The following is a 17,044-nucleotide window of genomic DNA, read 5'->3' as shown; positions in this document are numbered from 1 at the left end:
CAGTAAACGGGGTTTCGCACAATATACTTTATATAACTTCTTTAACATTTTTCTGTTTATTACAGTGTATAAAGACTTTTCGCCATTCGTGTACAAGCACTTGCAAACAGTCCCCACCTTAAATAAGATGAGGACTGTTGGTTCATCAGAGACGATTACAATGCTGTGGTTGAAGTGTTCCAGACATTCAGCGCATAGATGGTCCAGAGCCGGGCTTCTTCCCCATCCGAAAGCACCAGTTTCACAAACCGGGCCTTCTGCAGGAGAAATTCAATTTCGGTACATCCTGTCTCTTTCCGGCCGGAACCCGCTGCAACTGCATTTCCGTAATTCACGCCGTCAGCCGAGACGAACAACCGGTAAGGACCGGGATTGTCCCCGATATCACTGTCCAATGTGATCTTGTTGAACAGCTGCTCCTCCTGCATATCAATAATCAGATGAATAGGGTCAGCCTGATAGGAGGCCCTCCAGCCCGCAGCAGCATCCTCATCCAGAACGGCATAAGCGTTCAGACCATTCCTGGAGGCAGCTGCCGTCCATTCCGACCGGTCCAGCCTGCCGTCATCCTGAACGAATTTGAATTTATCGATATTCAGGAGATTGCCCTCCGTATTTCCGTAAAACTTCAGAATCACATGATGGGTACCGGAAGTTCTGGTAACCGGACAGGCCGCATAGACCCAAGCCCCCTCGCCTCCAGTACACGGGACAGGGCAGCTTCCTATGACTTCTCCGCCCACGCTGTCCAGAACAATCTCTATCCTCGAATCTGCAGCCGTACTGGAGACCCTTGCTTTAAAAGTCCGGGAACCGGTGTCTTCAAACACGACATTGTCCAGCTTGATATAGTCAAAATTATGGCAGTCGGTTACATACCAGGTGCCTCCGACAGGGGTGACCAGGCTTACACCTGCCGTTTCATCCGCGCTTTCGGCTTCCATATAGCGGTAAGCACTCCGCAGTGCAGAAGGCTTAATGCCATCCGCTCCGGTGGATGGTTTTGCAGGCAAGGGCGGCGGAGGGCTGCCGGGATCGCCTGCAGTTACGATACTGATGCCGCTGCTGCCGATTCTCCCGTTCCACTCGATAAGCAGCTCTCTGGCGTAGCCGGTGCCGGAACGGGTAAATGCAACCTTCTCTCCATTGACAGCTACAGTCACTTTATCCCCGTAAGGATCAGCCATATGTATGGTGCTGACTTCGATATATTGATCGAACTTCACCGTAATCTCTTTATTCTGGAACCCTTCTCCGCTCTCTTTGCAGCTTACAGTCCCGTAGCCTTCCGGTGTGATGACCATAACCTCTGTCATTTCATGGGCCATCTCCTCGAGGATAACAGGCTTTAGCCAAATTTCCTTCGTATGGCTGTCCCGGCAGAAACCGGCGATATCGTAATAATTCCGCCAGATTCCCGGCATGCTGATGTACTGCTTATCCCCGGAAACCGTTGCAGCAGCATAATCAGGTTCCGCTGCCGCCGGCAAAATGTCCAAGGGGTGGTTAAAGACATAATTTCTGTTGTTATACTGCCTGTTGTAGGCATCCTTCTGCATTGCAGCCCACTCAGCGGCTCTTCCGGTATTCAGCAGCAGCCCTCCATAATGCACAAGAAGATACGGGGTCCACTCGTTGTAGGTACCGTTCAGATTACCCAGCCCCCAATAGTAGGGATGATAGTAGCTGTCCAGGCTTTCCAGCACAGCATCTGTTTCGGAAGCGGACCATATCTCCCCAAGCTTTAAGTGCAAGGCCAGCCATTGACCGGCAAAATAGGATTCACAGCCTCTGCCTGCCGGCAGTGATGGCTTAAGGTAACGGGCCCGGTAGGAGGAGACAACGGTGTCATAAGCGGTCTGGTACTGCTCTGCTGCAAATTTTTCGCCCTGTATCCCGGCAAGTACAATCATAATCCGGTAAGCAGCTGCAGACAGGCTGGCATTATACGGGTTGGGGTCCCCGCCGGCATCATAGGAGTTTTCGGACTCGTCAAAGGTATATGCATAATCAGGACTCCCGTACAGCTCTACCTGATCCAGAATCCGCTGTCCGGCTTTTTGGATATAAGGCCAGAAGAAATCCAGCTGTTCCCTGTCATTGGTCGCACGAAAGGTTTCAAAGACAGAAATAATAAATCCGCAGTTGAGGTCCACCCACTTGCTGATTTCCCTGTAGTCCCTGTGATCTTTATCATCCCAGTCTACAAGTACCGATTTATCGGGCCCGCTGCTGTTAAAATCATGATGGATCTGCCCGTTATCCTTCTGGGTTCTGGCCCAGTACCGCAGCTCCTGCCAGGCGAAAAAAGGCACCAGCTGATTCACAATCTGCCGCGCATGCCACATCTGGTCCATCGTACCGAAGCAGGTCCACTCCCCTTCCGCAAACGCGACTCTTCCGTCTTTTTTATACATTGAGTTATTCGATAAATTTGCAAGCGTGTTCAAAGTCTGGTTCTGCAGCCACACCGGCAGATTGGATCCCCGCATCCGGTTAACAAGCTCATCGGCATTAGCCTTAAGGCGGTCAAAGTTCTCTATTCCCAGCGCCGCAATATCACCGGGGTTGTCATACAGATTCAGGTAATAAGCACGTTCCGGATCGGTATCATCATACCAGGCTAATACAAAACGGATTGTTTTGGTCTCCCCCGGGGCAAGGTTAACCTTTACAGCTGTCTTATTCACAAGTTCATCCGGCAGAGGTTGGACGTTATATTCCCCATGGCTGAAAAACAGGCTGTCATCGCCGCCGCAGGTCATAACAGCCTCCGGATCGCTGCTTGCCGCATATACAGCCCATTTATCGGAAGCAAAACCTTTTCCCTGCTTATATTCAGCAGGCCCTGCTGGCCTATCTACATGAAAAGCGCATGCGGCAGCCGCATCGTCATCCGATTCATTTTCCAGTTCCAGCTCATAAAAGGCATACGGCATACTCATAAGCCCGGGATTCTTCGGGTCCAGCGGCGAAAAAGCCGTCATCCGGACTTTGATCCTGCCTAATGTTCCAAAGTTGACTCTATGCTCCGGCCAGACTGCGTCATCTTCATAGCGTCCATTAGAGCAATAAGCCTGCATTATATGTAATGTCTCGGTTTGTCCTCCGCAGCAGGAATAGAACTGGAATCCGGACCTCCCCATCGGTACATAATCATTCTGGTCTGCGGGAGCCTGCGTGACAGCTGCAAAGGTTCCGTTATGCGCGCAAAATTTGACGGCCCCTGCTCCGAATCCTCCCAGCGGCGTACCTGTAGTACCATCTACTGCCCGGGATGAATTCTCACTGGTTTTGTACAATCGTTCCACATCCTCTTATAATAAAGTAATCATGATCTGTCCGTGAATGACTCAAATTATAGCTCCGGATAAGCGTTGCAGAAAGTCATTCCTTGCTCATTTATGGACAGAAATTGCTCAATTATTTAGGAGGCCTCATAAGATGAAGGCTTATCATGAATTACGTTCCTATCCCCCGGACTTCCCGCTGCGGATTTACAGGCATGAGCAGAAGCAATTCTCCTTCCGTGCCCACTGGCATTCAGATATGGAAGCGGTTCTGGTGATGGACGGCTCTGTGCGCTTCGGGATCAATCAGGAGGTGACCATCTTAACCAAGGGGGAGGTGGCGGTATGCTGCAGCGGAGATATTCATTGGTATGAAAGCATGGATCAGGCTACGTTCTATATTCTGGTCTTTCAGCCAAGTCTGCTTGGCGGCTATGCAGCACGTCCTTCAGACATCAGCTATAAGAGCTCCTTCTTAACTAAGGACACGATTCAGGAAAGTGGAATAAATCCCGGCATCCGTGACCGGCTAAAGGGATTATTCGACGAGGTCTATGCTGAGATGCAGTTAAACGATCCTTATTCCCCTATGATTATTACCGGCAAAACGCTGGAGCTGCTTGCGACGCTGCAGCGCCATGCGCCGGATACACAGCTGGACGGCGAACAGGAGAACCGCCGGACCGCCAATCTGAAGACGATGCAGAAGATTATAGAATATCTGCAGTCAGACTACATGCAGCCCTTGACACTGGCTGAAACGGCAGGCCACTTTAATCTCAGCACGTTTCATTTCTGCAGGCTGTTCAAAAGTCTGACCGGCACGAACTTCAAGCATTATCTGAATGCCATCCGGGCGGATGCGGCGGAAGAACAAATCAGGTCAACCAATGATCCGATTACCACTGTCGCACTGGATTGCGGATTCAATAATATAAGAACCTTCAATCGTGTATTTAAGTCGATTAAAGGATATAATCCTTCCAGTTTACGCGAATAGAACGGCTTTATCTGTCCAACCCACCGAAAGGATTTGATCATATGAATACATACCAGTTAGGCGCGCTGTACGGAGACGGGATCGGGCCGGAGATTACGCAGGCTGCGGTTGATATACTGGGAGCAGCTTCCCGGTTGGCGGAAGTGAGTATAGAATTCGTCACGCTTCCGATGGGCTGGACCGCTATTAAAGAATACGGGAATCCGATGCCGCAGCAGACCAAGGATACGCTGGAGAAGCTTCACGGATGGATTATGGGCCCGCATGACTCTGCCGCATATCCGCAGGAGTATCAGGAAGGCCGTAATCCGAGCGGAGAGCTCCGGCATTACTTTGATCTTTATTCAAATGTTCGTCCCGCCAGGAATCTGCCTGGTATTAAGGGCGTTGTAGCAGACACCGATCTGGTTATTTTCCGTGAAAATACAGAAGGCTTCTATTCGGACCGCAATATGTACGCGGGGACCGGCGAGTGGCAGATTACCGAGGACGTAGTGGTATCCACCGGTGTCTTCACCCGCAAAGCCGTTGAGCGCATTGCCCACGAAGCCTTCAGGATGGCGGTGCAGCGCCGCAAAAAGGTGACGATTGTGCACAAAGCAAATGTGATCAAGCTGGGTAGCGGCCTATTTAAGAACGTCTGTCTGGAGGTCGCCGCTAAGTACCCGGAAGTGCAGGTGGATGACTATCATATCGATGCCATGACCGCTCATCTGGTCCGCCGGGCACAGGATTTTGACGTCATTGTCACGGAGAACATGTTCGGCGACATCCTCTCTGACCTGACAGGTGAGCTGGTGGGCAGCCTGGGACTGGCCCCGTCCATCAACACCAGCGACAAACTGGCAATGGCCCAGGCAGCCCATGGCTCTGCACCTGACAAAGCCGGGCAGAACATTGCCAATCCGGTTGGCATTATTTTGTCCTCCGTTATGCTGTTGGACTGGTTGAGCGCCAGACATGCGGACACTTCCTTGAAGACGGCGGGTGAGCTGATCGGAAAAGCTCTATTTAAGACCATGGAGGATGGGGTAAAAACGCGCGATTTAAAAGGTACCGCCTCCACGGCCGAATTCACAGCTGCGGTTATTGCCAATTTGAATGATGTTTAATTAGAACCACCCTCCCAGCGGGTGGTTTGCCCATGAGGTACAACCCCCTGTTGTAAAATTGCATTGCAGGTAAACCTTACCTCACGCCCAATTGTCCTCCAGCAGAAAGTAGCCCCTTGTACTCGAAAAAACGAGTACATTCGGGCTCTGCGGCGTGCAGCGCGCTCAATATACTCGAAAAAACGAGTACATTGCGCCTCTGCGACGTGCAACGGGGCCATTGTACTCGAAAAAACGAGTAAATTTGTTCTCTGCGACGTGCAGCGCGCTCAATATACTCGAAAAACCGAGTACATTGCGCCTCTGCTACGCGCAGCGAGACCATTGTACTCGAAAAAACGAGTACATTCGGGCTCTGCTACGCGCAGCGAGACCATTGTACTCGAAAAACCGAGTACATTGGGTCTCTGCAACGTGCAACTGGGCCATTGTACTCGAAAAAACGAGAACATTGCGCCTCTGCGACGTGCAACGGGGCCATTGTACTCGAAAAACCGAGTACATTGCGCCTCTGCGACGTGCAACGCACCCATTGTACTCGAAAAACCGAGTACATTGCGCCTCTGCAACGTGCAACGCGCCTTTTGTACTCGAAAAACAGAGTACATCGCGCCTCTGCGACGTCAAACGCGCCCATTGTACTCGAAAAACCGAGTACAATGAACCTCAGCGGTTGCCCCGTTCAGAACGGGCAAACTCTCCAAAGCCTAAACAAAAAGCGGATTCGTATATTTACGAATCCGCGTTAATTATAAGCACTTCTCCCGCATATCCAATCACATGCTGCTCCAGCCCCTCCACTCCTGCCTGCAGTATTCCCCCGGCCACCAGTCTGGCCATTTCAATGGCACCAGCTTCCGAGAAGTGTGTGTTATCCTGCACACCCTCCGGAAAATTCGCATATTGTCCCGGCTCGGCCCACAGGAAGATTTGTTTGGTGCGCTCTTCCCCGAGCTCCTCAAAATACCTTTTACTAAGCGCCGCCAAGTCAACAAAAGGTACGGCTTCACGGGCAGCCAGCTGGCGCATGGCCTCAATGTAGTCCCCGTGGGTATTGCTTATGGAACCGTCTGACTCAAAGAACCGGCGGTGCATGGGAGATATCAATACAGGATGCGCTTCTGCTTGTCGTGCCAGATCAATAAATTGCTGCAGATAGTGCTGGTACGTCGTAAACGGCCCTTCGCCTTCCCCCTTTTCCTTCTCATCGTTGTGGGCAAATTGAATCAGCAGATAGTCATCCTTGCGCAGCTTTTTGGCAATCCGCAGCAGGCGGCTCTCCTGAATGAAGGTTTTGGCACTTCTGCCGGAACATGCGTGATTAGCAATGGCAATATTCGCATTGAAGTATAATCCGATCACCTGCCCCCAGCCTGTGTAAGGATATTTAGCGGAGGACTGATCCGTTACTGTGGAATCTCCCGCCAGAAATAAGGTAGGGATACGGGTCTCCCGCTCTGCCTTAACATGCTGCACACCAGGCGCACTTCCTCCAAAGGCAAGCTTAAGCTGTCCGTTGTCTACATGCACGGCAAAACTCCGCGTAACGATCTGTCCGGCTTCAGTCTCCAGCTCCCCCAGCCTGATCCGCCCCACTCCTTCTCTTACTGCAGTGACAGCAGGCCGGTCCGGTGCACCGATCTGCAGGGTTACCCTATAATTGCCGTTGGGCACATCCATCAGCAGGGTCGGGACCGGCGGCGTGAAATAATCTCCGGGCCATGAATCCCGTAAATCCTCATTCATCGAAACTCCAGCTGACGCGGCAAAGCCATAACCTTCTTCCATACTATATAAGCCTTCCAGAACGGGTATAAATGAATAGCTGAACATCATACGTTCATCCCCCTTTCATATACTCTTTCCACCTTAAAGCATGAGAATCATTCCAACAATCATACTTTTTTGAACAGCCCTAGACAGGGTTTGAACTCTTTTGCCGGATTTGCACTTTTTGGATCTTAAGATCCTCTATACCTCCGTGCGGCCGTGCTGCATTTTCACATAAAGGTTATAGGAGGGAGCATCACCCACCATTCCAGATCCTTATTCATCTTCCGCACAAAAAAGCGGATCCGCATTTGCTGCGAAGTCCGCTTGCTCTTTAACATATTATTTCCTTCACCAGGCCTACTTCGCAAAAATCTCCTCCAGCACCCTGCCGTCCCCATGACTAAAATCGATCCCGAGAATTCGCCCCATCGTCGGAGCAATGTCGACCATTTCGATGTCCCCGATAGCAAAATCATGCTTTATCTTCGCGCCGGAGATGACGATATTGCAGCGGTACCCGCTTTTGTCGGGAGAATAGCCGTGTGTGGCATAACGGATTCCGTGTGCTTTTAAATCCACAACCACCTGCTCGTCCAGGCTCTCGTCAAAACAATAGCCCAGCCTGGCTTCAAGCATAATCCTTGTGTACGGACTTGCGTGCATACGGTCCAGCTTGTCCCTGTCATACACGCTCTCTACTCCTGAGGCCCCATTATTCATATATTCTTCGACAGCCGCAAGAGCCAAGGCTTCAGCTTCCTCATCCCCCGGCCGGACATGCAGGTAAGCCGATCCTCCTCCGCACTGGAAGAACGCCCGCCATCTCAGCTCTCCATTTTCCTCATAAATCAGGCCCTTCGCCTGCAAAAGAGTATTCAAATGCACCTTGTACCGCACATTGAACTGCCCGTGGTCCCCCTGCACCATAAGGACTGTATCGTCCTTGATCCCGGCATCCTCCACTGCCTGCATGATCTCGCCAAGCCTGTGATCCATACGCAGAAGAACCTCATGCACTTCCTCGCTGTCTGTTCCGTACATATGCTTGGCATCATCGAGATCGATCAGATGCATCATAAGGAGATTGGGCTTTTTACGCTTGATCGTATCGACAGCACATTGGGTGGAAAAGTCATCCAGATACGGCTGCTCAATCCCCTGCCTGATCCGTCCATGCTTCATTTCCATCTGGATGCAGTATACAGGGCTGCCGCTGCGCAGCACCTTCAGCGCCTGATTCTCGCCTTTAAGCGCCCTGATCTCCGGAATATTATACTGAATCGAAGATTTGCCGGATACCGGCCAGAGAATGCCCGCGGTGCTCATCCCCTGCTTACGTGCAGCGTCATAAATTGTCGGGGTCTTCACCGCTTCCCGGAACCAGAACCAGTGCTGGTCCTCCTCCGGTACAAAAGGCTGCAGCGGATTGTTATGATGGATGCCGTGTTTGTCCGGATACATCCCTGTGGCGATGGTCGTATGAACCACATAGGTGAGTGTGGGATATACGCTTTTCAAACGGTTGCTGTAGGCACCGTTCTTCATTAATTTAGACAAATTAGGCAAGCGGCTGGCTGTCTCCCAGTTGTCCTCCGAAAACGCATCATAGGATACAACGATCAGATGTTTGGCTGCAGGCGCCTCAGACATTGTTGATTCCATATTAATTCCCCTTAGGTAATGTGATGAAGACAAAGAAGCCGATCAGAAACAGCGGAATAATCGCCAGAATACTGTAGCTCGCTTCACCCGTCAAAGTTGTCGTCAGCGACATCAGCACAGGACCGAGAATCGCCGCAAACTTACCGAAAATGTTGTAAAACCCGAAAAATTCATTGGAATTTTCTTTGGGAATGATTTTGGCAAAATACGAGCGGCTGAGCGCCTGGATCCCTCCCTGAGCCGAGCCGATCAGCGCCCCCAGAATGAAAATATGCCACACAGACGTAATAAAAAAAGCCGCAATACAAGAGATGATATATGTAAAAATTCCAACGATGATCATTTTGCGGGCGGAATAGGTTTTGGCCAGGTTACCATAGAGAATCGCACACGGAAAGGCAATAATCTGGATAATCAGCAGAATGCCCAGCAGGGTAAAAGTGTCCAGGGCATCCGTTCCCAGCACCGCAGTCGCGTAAGGCACGACCATTTTAATAATCGTATCCACACCGTCAATGTAAAAGAAATAGGCAATCAGGAACACAAATACAATTTTGTGCTGGCGGATATTCCGGAAGGTGACGGCAAGTCTTTTGAAACTGTTCGCAACAGGCTTCGGTTCAGGCTCAATGTAGTAACGCTGCTTCACATCCCGGATCATCGGCACCGTCAGCAGTCCCCACCAGAGCGCAGTAATAATGAACCCGATCTGATACCCGATGGCCTTGTCCATACCCAGCACAAAAATAAGCAGCAGGCTGATTCCGAACGGAATGACGCTAAAAATATATCCGAACGCAAACCCTCTTGTCGATACCTTATCCATCCGTTCATCATCCGCAATATCTACCAGGAAAGAGTCATAGAATATATTGGACCCGGCAAACCCGATGGCTGACAGAATGTAAAAGGCTACCAGCAGCTGCCACTGCCCGCTATCCGGGGAGACGAAGGCAAGGGATGCCGTAGCTAATATCCCGACCGCCGCAAAAAAGATAAAAAAGCGCTTCTTCCGGTCCTTGTAATCGGCAATCGTCCCTAAAATAGGGCTGAGAACCGCCACCAGTATGCTGGCAATCGAATTAAAATAGCCTAAATCCATGCTGCTGTCCACATTGTTAAACATGCCGAATATAATCGGCAGCAGCGCTGTAGTCACTGCCATCGAATACGCCGAATTGCCGCAGTCATACAGAATCCATGATTTTTCCTCTTTAGTGAGCTTCATTTATCCTTCTCCTCTTTTATCCGGTTAGTTCTGTTATACCACGGGAAGGTATGAGATGTGTTAAAGGGGAGTAAATCATTGGACTCTTTATTTTCCGCTGATTTTCCTATACCCTGATAGATATATCAAAGGATGCAGGTGCTGATTATGAATTCAATGTATTACAGCTCTGACGAAGGTTCACTGGTAAAAGGAAACGGGTATAAGCCGCCAAATTCACATAAATGGGGTCCGGGGGTCCGCGATGTGTATGCCCTGCACTATATTGTAAGCGGAAAGGGTTATTTGAAGATTAATCAGGATACTTTTTGTTTGAAAACAGGCGAAAGCTTCATGATATTCCCGCATATGGAGGTATATTATTATCCGGATCCGCGGGACCCCTGGGAATATTACTGGATTGAATTTAACGGTCCTGAAGCCTCCCGTCTGCTGTCAATGATCAATATTGCGCCCCATCACCCTGTTGTTGAAGCCTCGCCGGAAGATTTCGCTCCCTTGTTTCACAAGGTCAAGGCTGCCGGGACAGCGCTGTTTGAGCGGGAACGTTCGGATGCGGGACTGCATCTTCTTTTAACCTATTACATGGAGTTTTACCCCAGTGCCCGGGCCTTTCTCAAAAAAGACTATGCCTTGTCCGCCAAGGAATATATTGAAAGCAACTACTGGCGTTCTTCCCTGTCTGTTCCTGAGGTAGTAGATTTTGTGAAGATTGAGCGCAGCTATTTGTTCCGGTTATTCAAGGAAGTGAACGGCATTTCTGTTTCCGGTTATATAACCGCTTTCAGGATCCGGCGCGCCTGTGAGCTGTTAATCCATTCCGGATTATCTGTCAAATCCCTGGCTTATTCCGTCGGCTATCTGGACCCGTTATATTTCTCCAAGGTATTCAAAAAAGTAACTTCCCATACTCCGTCCGAGTATAGAAAAGCTTACAGCGCTCCTTAACGGAACAGCACACATTTGCCGGATTCCCGGAAATAAGTAATCAGCTGCTCAATCGGCTCCCGTCCGCAATTCAGCTGCACCCCGAGACAATCTATACAGAGGAAGTCTCTGGCGTTCCGGGTAACAAGCTTGAGATAAATCGCCACATCGTCCGTCATCAAGGGAACTCCGCACGTTCTGCATGTCCTATTCATACTCATACTGTGTTTTACACCAGCTTGGCGCGTACGATGTGGCAGTCATGAGCCGGAACTACGGGAGCATATCTTTCTTTGAATACGCCAATTTCCTTGTGCTCCCAGCAGTCATATAAAGACAGCGATTTACCGGAAGCATAGGGCAGCCCGGCATCCCAGAACTGCAGCGAGATTTCCCGTTGGCCGTCACTCAGATTGAAGAATCCGATAGCGAGATCTCCGTCTGTTAATACTTTGACCAGCATAAATACATCATCCGTATGGAACCACTGCGGCTCCGGCTTGATGCGGTAAGCACCGCGCCCCTCCACATCCTGATTGATGGCGAGCAAATCCTTGTTCAAGAGGATATCTCTGGTCTCCTTATTGGCTTTGCGGATATCACTGCCGATCATCAGCGGAGATCCCATCATGCTCCACAATGAAAAATGGGTCTTGTACTCCACATCGTTGCAGCCCCCGATCTGGCTTCCGATAAAACCGTTGTTGCTGCCCCCATACATGCCGACTACCAGCATATCCATATCATTATGGCAATACGCCCCTGTAAAGCTGGCTTTATCAAGCTGTGACAGGGCCAGCCTCTTGATAGACTCCCAGCTGTCCTGAATATCCCCTGTGGACCGGTACATATGCGCCCCGGATTCACGGATCCAGTGGTATACGTTGTCCTCGCCCCAGTTGCATGCCGAGAACAGAATATCTCTTCCGCAGTTTTTGAGCGCCAGGCTCATCCGTTTATAGAGCAGCTCTCCGGAAATATGTCTGGGCTTGAAGCAGTAATCGTATTTAAGAAAATCCACGCCCCATTCTGCCAGTAATTCCGCATCCTGAAATTCATGCTCGAAGCTCCCCGGATACCCGGCGCATGTATGAGTGCCTACACAGGAGTACATTCCGAATTTAAGCCCTTTGGAATGGATATAATCTGCAAGCGCCTTCATACCACTCGGGAATTTATCGGGATCGGCAACCCATCTGCCCTCTGCATCTCTTTCCTTCAGACTCCAGCAGTCGTCAATCACAATGTATTCATATCCGGCATCCTTGTACCCCCCGGTAACGAAGGTATCAGCGGCTTCCCGGATCAGCTGCTCATTAATGTCCCAGGTAAAGGTATTCCAGGAATTCCACCCCAATGGCGGCTTCAAGCCGAGCTGTTGTTGGTTCATCGTTCATTATCATCCTTTCGCATAATCGAATATAGTAGTGATGTGCTTAACAAATGATGTATTATGTATGCATTTAATCATACCTCGCACTTTAAAACTATAGCTTTACGTTGCTTTCACATAGACAAATGTTGCTTTTGTCCGGAAAGAAAAAGAACCTCCCCCGGGAGGAGGAAGTTCTTATCCGTGAGCTGCCTTTACACTTTTTCAGGCAGTTCCCTGTATTCAAAATAATCAAAGTCTGCAGCACGGAAGGTCCCGGCCAGATCCTGGACGCACATGCCGATAAAAGTTCCGGTAAACCTGATATACGCCGGGAAATCATCGGATAAATGACAGATATCAAGACTTGGGCCTATTTCTTTCCAATCCGCTCCGGAGGCACTGTAATAGAACTGGAGATTCTCACGCTCGATCACGGCTTTGAGCCGGCAGCCTGCGCCGGACTGCAAGGGAACCTGAGGGCAGATGTCATCTTCATATGTGCCGTCCACGGAGCGGACAATCCCCAGACACTTGCCTGTCTTCTCATCATGAGTAATCCGCAGATAAACATAATCCTTCGTATCATAATAAACAATGAGTCCGGCCATCTGTTGAAAGTGCTCCGGCTCGAATAGAACTTCAGTTTCCGCGCTGCAGCTGAAGGCCTGCTGGCGCAGGGCAACCAGACTCTGGCGGTGCAGGGAGCTCATCGACTCTCTGCCCTTCAGACGCAGGAAGCCCTGCCGCTCTTTGAGCGAGAGCCAGTCTTCTTCAGCCGGAACACGCAGGGTGCTCCAGCGGATATCAAGCTCCGGCGCATCAAAATCATCCCGTGCGGCAGGCAGCTCAAAGGGCTGAGCCGGAATATCCGGCCCTTGTACGGTAAGAGAAGGCCTGTTGCTTCCATCCTCCAGCACTAACCACCCATCCTCCGTAAACCGGCAGCGCTGAATCGCTGTTTCGCGGCCCAGGTTACAATATTTGTCCTTTACCGGCCGGCCGCACAAATGGACCATGTACCACTCATTGGTATGGGTCTGAACCAGACTGGCATGGCCTGCCTTCTGCAGCTTCAATTCTTTGTCACCGGCAGAGGTCAGAACCGGATTGTCCGGATACGTTTCGTACGGGCCTTCGATGTTCCGTGACCGGGCTACCGTCACCGCATGGTCATACTGGGTGCCTCCCTCCGCCGTAATTAGGTAATACCAGCCGTCCTTCCGGTATAAATGCGGTCCTTCCGTCAATCTTAGCTCCGTTCCTTTGTAGATTGGAAACACCGGACCCACAAGACGCCCCAGCTCTGCGGAATATTCCTGGAGCACGATCCCAGCGAAGCTGTGCCTGTCCGTCCGGTGATCCCACAGCATATTGACGAGCCATTTGCGTCCGTCGGTATCGTGGAACAGTGACGGATCAAACCCGCTGCTGTTCAGATAGACAGGCTCGGACCACGGACCTTCGATATCCGCTGCAGTGACCAGATAATTGGGCGTATCCTTGAACGCCCCCTGTCTGCTCTTGACATCTGTATAAATCAGATAAAAGATCCCGTTATCATAGCTGAGGCACGGGGCCCATACGCCGCCGGAGTCCAGATCCCCTTCCATATTCAGCTGTGAGCGGCGTGTAAGCGCATGCGTCAGCGGCCGCCAATGAACCAGATCGCGTGAATGATGGATGCGGACGCCGGGAAACCATTCAAATGTTGACGTGGCGATATAATAATCTTCTCCCGCTCTGCAGATCGAAGGATCCGGATGAAAGCCGCGGAGAATCGGATTCTGAATCAAGCTTTTTGTCATGATTTCCACCCCAATGCTTGCCGGCCCGCTTCGAGGGCGGCAATAATTTTATCGGTATCGTAGACACAGCCCTGCCAGGTTCCGCCGCTTGCGGCCTGCAGTGCAGCCCACAGTCTGGTATCATCCGGCAGCCCCGGATCTACAGCCAGGAACGGATGCGCGGTTCGGGCAGCCAGCAGAACATTGCCGTCTGCGGCAGTGCCCGGCTGCTCACCGTCGCCAACCAGATTCACACTGCCTTCCAGCTTGACCGTATCAACGGTAACTTCTACCCAGTCGCCGTCCCTGAGCCTGCCTACGGGCCCTCCTGCCAATGCTTCCGGACCGATATGCCCGATACAGGCCCCTGTAGAAACCCCGGAGAACCGCGCATCTGTAATCAGAGTGACGTACTTGCCAAAAGGAAGATGCTTCAAGGCGGAAGTTAACTGGTACGTTTCTTCCATGCCTGTACCGCTGGGCCCGCGTCCGATAACAGCCAGGATATCTCCTGCCTGGATCAGTCCCAGCTTGATACTGCGGATGGCATCCTTTTCCGCAGTGAACACCTTCACTTTTCCCGTATGGCGGTAGACACCTTCACTGTCCAGAACCGAAGGATCAATGGCTGCCGACTTGATGACCGATCCCTCGGGAGCCAGATTTCCGGTTGGAAAGGTCATTGTGGAGGCCATTCCCTGCCGCTTCGCCTCCTGCGGACTCATAATCACGCTATCCGGGTCAATCCTGTCTGCCTCTCGCAGCCGGCTGCGCATGTCCTGGCGTCTGGCGGAATGCTCCCACCAGTCCAGGTTCTCCCCAAGCGTCCTGCCTGTCACCGTTAGAACCGACTCGTCAATCAGTCCCAGCCTCCGCAAATGCAGCATAACCTCGGGAACCCCTCCGGCTAGGAACACCCGGATCGTCGGATGCGGAACGGGGCCGTTCGGCAGGACGCTGACCAGCCGCGGCACCTTGCGGTTGACCCCATTCCAGTCTTCGACAGTCGGAATGCGCAGTCCGGCAGCATGGGCAATGGCGGGGATGTGAAGGAGCAGATTCGTTGATCCCCCGAATGCGGCATGGACAACCATCGCATTGTGTATTGCCCGGTCTGTCAGGATATCCTTCATGACAATTCCGCTATGCTCCATCTGCAGCAGTGCGCGTGCAGACTGGCGGCCGACATCCTTCCATATCTGCTGCCCGGAAGGAGCCAGAGCCGCATGGGGAACCGACATGCCCAGCGCTTCGGCAACCACCTGGGCTGTCGCGGCTGTGCCCAGGAACTGGCAGCCGCCGCCGGGCGTTGCGCAGGCGCGGCAGCCGAGATCCGCAGCTTCTTCCAGCGACAGCTCGCCGTTGCTGAATCTCGCCCCGATGCTCTGCACTTTACCGGCATCTTCCCCCTGTACAGGCGGCAGCGCAACGCCTCCCGGTACAATAATCCCCGGTAAATTATGCATGCCGGCCAGGGCCAGCATCATCGCGGGCAGCCCCTTGTCACAGGTGGCTACCCCAAGCACTCCCTTGCGTGTCGGCAGGGAGCGGACCAAGCGGCGCAGGACGATGGCCGCATCGTTCCGGTAAGGCAGGGAATCGAACATTCCTTCTGTTCCCTGGGAGCGGCCGTCGCAGGGGTCGCTGACATAGCCCGCAAAGGGGATTCCTTCATGAGCGGTTATCTCATGCGCAACCTCCTCCATCATCACGCCGATTTCCCAGTGGCCTGTATGGTAACCCAAGGCAAGAGGACTGCCGTCCTCACGCCGGATTCCCCCCATGGTGCCGAGGATCAGGTATTGCGGCCGGTTCAGAAGCAGCGGGTTCCAGCCCATTCCCGCGTTCTGGCTCATGCCGAAAATTTCTCCGCTCGGGGCGCTGTGCAGCATATGGCCCGTAATCGGAAGACTGCCGGAAGGTCCTTCGGCAGCAGTATGTACCGGCACCGGCTCCCCTGAGTTCTCTTTCATAATTTCTGACAAGCTCAGTTCCATAATGTGCCCTTCTTTCCCGTCTAAATTGTTGTGCAGGCTCCCGGTGTTAACCCCGGGACAGCTTTTTCCCCAGCCGGATGACCTCCTGAATTGCCGCTTCCTGCTTATCCAGATAAGCATGGCGAAGCATAGATGTGCTTACGGCAGCAACAACTTTACCGGAAGCATCCGTAACCGGAGCTGCGGCACAGCAGATCCCCTCAATGATCTCTTCATGATCCACCGCATACCCGCACAGGCGGATTTCAGCCAGTACCGCCGTAAATGGTGTCCAGTCTGTCACAGTATGCGGGGTTACCGGTGACAATTGATGATCAGGGTACCGTCTGCTTAATTCCTCCGGCGGAAGCAGCGCAAGCATCATCTTGCCCATCGCAGTCGCATGGGCCGGGAACCGCATGCCGGGGCTCGATTCCAGCTTCACCAGCGAGGGCCCTTCCTGCTTGGCTAGATAAATAATTTCATTCCGGTCCAGCACCGACAGCTGGAAGGTTTCCCCGATGGCCTTGACGCTCTCCTGGGATTCCTGCAAAAATTGCTCCACCAGATTGTAATTCTGCTTATGCGATTCATTAAACACCGTATTAAGGTACGCCATCCCCGCTCCAAGAAAATAAGCCTCCTGTTCATCCCGCTTGACCCAATTCAGCGTCTCCATCGTCCGCAGAAGCGAGAACATGGAGCTTTTGTTGATCGCCGTGACCTCGCACAGATCTGTCAGTTTATATTCCCCCGGCTTCCTGGAAATCGCCGTCAGAATCAAATCGGCCCTTTCCAAAGCGGGAACCCAGTATTTTCGGTCCACCCCTTCAATCTCCTCTCTAAAAAAACAACAATTGATTAAGTGTTGCAGGTTCACTATAATAATCTCATGTTTATAATATCAAACTCGGAGG

The 17,044-nt window shown here is 51.8% G+C and carries 12 protein-coding genes; 3 read left to right on the top strand and 9 right to left on the bottom strand.

All coding sequences use genetic code 11. The features are described from left to right. Positions 1-155 precede the first annotated feature (155 nt). Positions 156-3,302 (bottom strand): carbohydrate-binding protein, encoded by a 3,147-nt coding sequence (locus C2I18_RS23125; RefSeq protein ID WP_249898071.1) that lies wholly within the window; start codon positions 3,300-3,302, stop codon positions 156-158. Between the two features lie 142 nt (positions 3,303-3,444). On the opposite strand from C2I18_RS23125, the gene C2I18_RS23120 reads away from it, so the two are divergent. Next, positions 3,445-4,290, top strand: a complete 846-nt coding sequence (locus C2I18_RS23120; protein ID WP_249898070.1) for an AraC family transcriptional regulator — start codon at positions 3,445-3,447, stop codon at positions 4,288-4,290. Positions 4,291-4,331: 41 nt separating this feature from the next. Then, positions 4,332-5,402, top strand: a complete 1,071-nt coding sequence (locus C2I18_RS23115) for an isocitrate/isopropylmalate dehydrogenase family protein (RefSeq protein ID WP_249898069.1) — start codon at positions 4,332-4,334, stop codon at positions 5,400-5,402. A 732-nt stretch (positions 5,403-6,134) separates the two neighbouring features. Here C2I18_RS23115 and C2I18_RS23110 read toward each other — a convergent pair. The 3 genes from C2I18_RS23110 to C2I18_RS23100 form a co-directional block, all read right to left on the bottom strand. Beyond that, the gene (locus C2I18_RS23110; protein WP_249898068.1) at positions 6,135-7,238 is read right to left on the bottom strand and encodes a rhamnogalacturonan acetylesterase; all 1,104 of its coding nucleotides are present in this window, start codon (positions 7,236-7,238) and stop codon (positions 6,135-6,137) included. Positions 7,239-7,532: 294 nt separating this feature from the next. Then, positions 7,533-8,837: an alkaline phosphatase family protein gene (locus C2I18_RS23105; RefSeq protein ID WP_249898067.1), complete on the bottom strand. Its 1,305-nt coding sequence runs from the start codon at positions 8,835-8,837 to the stop codon at positions 7,533-7,535. Between the two features lies 1 nt (position 8,838). Beyond that, entirely contained in the window at positions 8,839-10,065 is a 1,227-nt protein-coding gene (locus tag C2I18_RS23100) for an MFS transporter (RefSeq protein WP_249898066.1), read from the bottom strand. A 147-nt stretch (positions 10,066-10,212) separates the two neighbouring features. On the opposite strand from C2I18_RS23100, the gene C2I18_RS23095 reads away from it, so the two are divergent. Next, positions 10,213-11,013, top strand: coding sequence for an AraC family transcriptional regulator (locus C2I18_RS23095; RefSeq protein WP_249898065.1), 801 nt, complete (start codon positions 10,213-10,215; stop codon positions 11,011-11,013). Here the strand turns inward: C2I18_RS23095 and C2I18_RS23090 are convergent. The 5 genes from C2I18_RS23090 to C2I18_RS23070 all read right to left on the bottom strand — a co-directional run bounded on the left by C2I18_RS23090 (position 11,010) and on the right by C2I18_RS23070 (position 16,953). Next, positions 11,010-11,171 carry a hypothetical protein gene (locus C2I18_RS23090; RefSeq protein WP_249898064.1) on the bottom strand — a complete coding sequence of 54 codons (162 nt, stop codon included), beginning with the start codon at positions 11,169-11,171 and terminating at the stop codon, positions 11,010-11,012. The two genes, C2I18_RS23095 and C2I18_RS23090, sit on opposite strands and share 4 nt — an antisense overlap. A gap of 50 nt (positions 11,172-11,221) precedes the next feature. Next, positions 11,222-12,382, bottom strand: coding sequence for a glycoside hydrolase family 27 protein (locus tag C2I18_RS23085; RefSeq protein ID WP_249898063.1), 1,161 nt, complete (start codon positions 12,380-12,382; stop codon positions 11,222-11,224). 197 nt (positions 12,383-12,579) lie between these two features. Then, on the bottom strand, positions 12,580-14,172 hold the full coding sequence (locus C2I18_RS23080; RefSeq protein WP_249898062.1) for a glycoside hydrolase family 43 protein: 1,593 nt from the start codon (positions 14,170-14,172) through the stop codon (positions 12,580-12,582). Beyond that, positions 14,169-16,148 carry a YjhG/YagF family D-xylonate dehydratase gene (locus tag C2I18_RS23075; RefSeq protein WP_481857834.1) on the bottom strand — a complete coding sequence of 660 codons (1,980 nt, stop codon included), beginning with the start codon at positions 16,146-16,148 and terminating at the stop codon, positions 14,169-14,171. The genes C2I18_RS23080 and C2I18_RS23075 overlap by 4 nt, the downstream gene beginning before the upstream one ends. A gap of 46 nt (positions 16,149-16,194) precedes the next feature. Further along, positions 16,195-16,953 carry an IclR family transcriptional regulator gene (locus C2I18_RS23070; RefSeq protein WP_249898061.1) on the bottom strand — a complete coding sequence of 253 codons (759 nt, stop codon included), beginning with the start codon at positions 16,951-16,953 and terminating at the stop codon, positions 16,195-16,197. Positions 16,954-17,044 lie beyond the last annotated feature (91 nt).

Origin of the sequence: Paenibacillus sp. PK3_47 (assembly GCF_023520895.1) — a bacterium.
Lineage (GTDB): Bacteria > Bacillota > Bacilli > Paenibacillales > Paenibacillaceae > Paenibacillus_AQ.
This window is presented reverse-complemented; position numbering and strand designations above follow the sequence as displayed.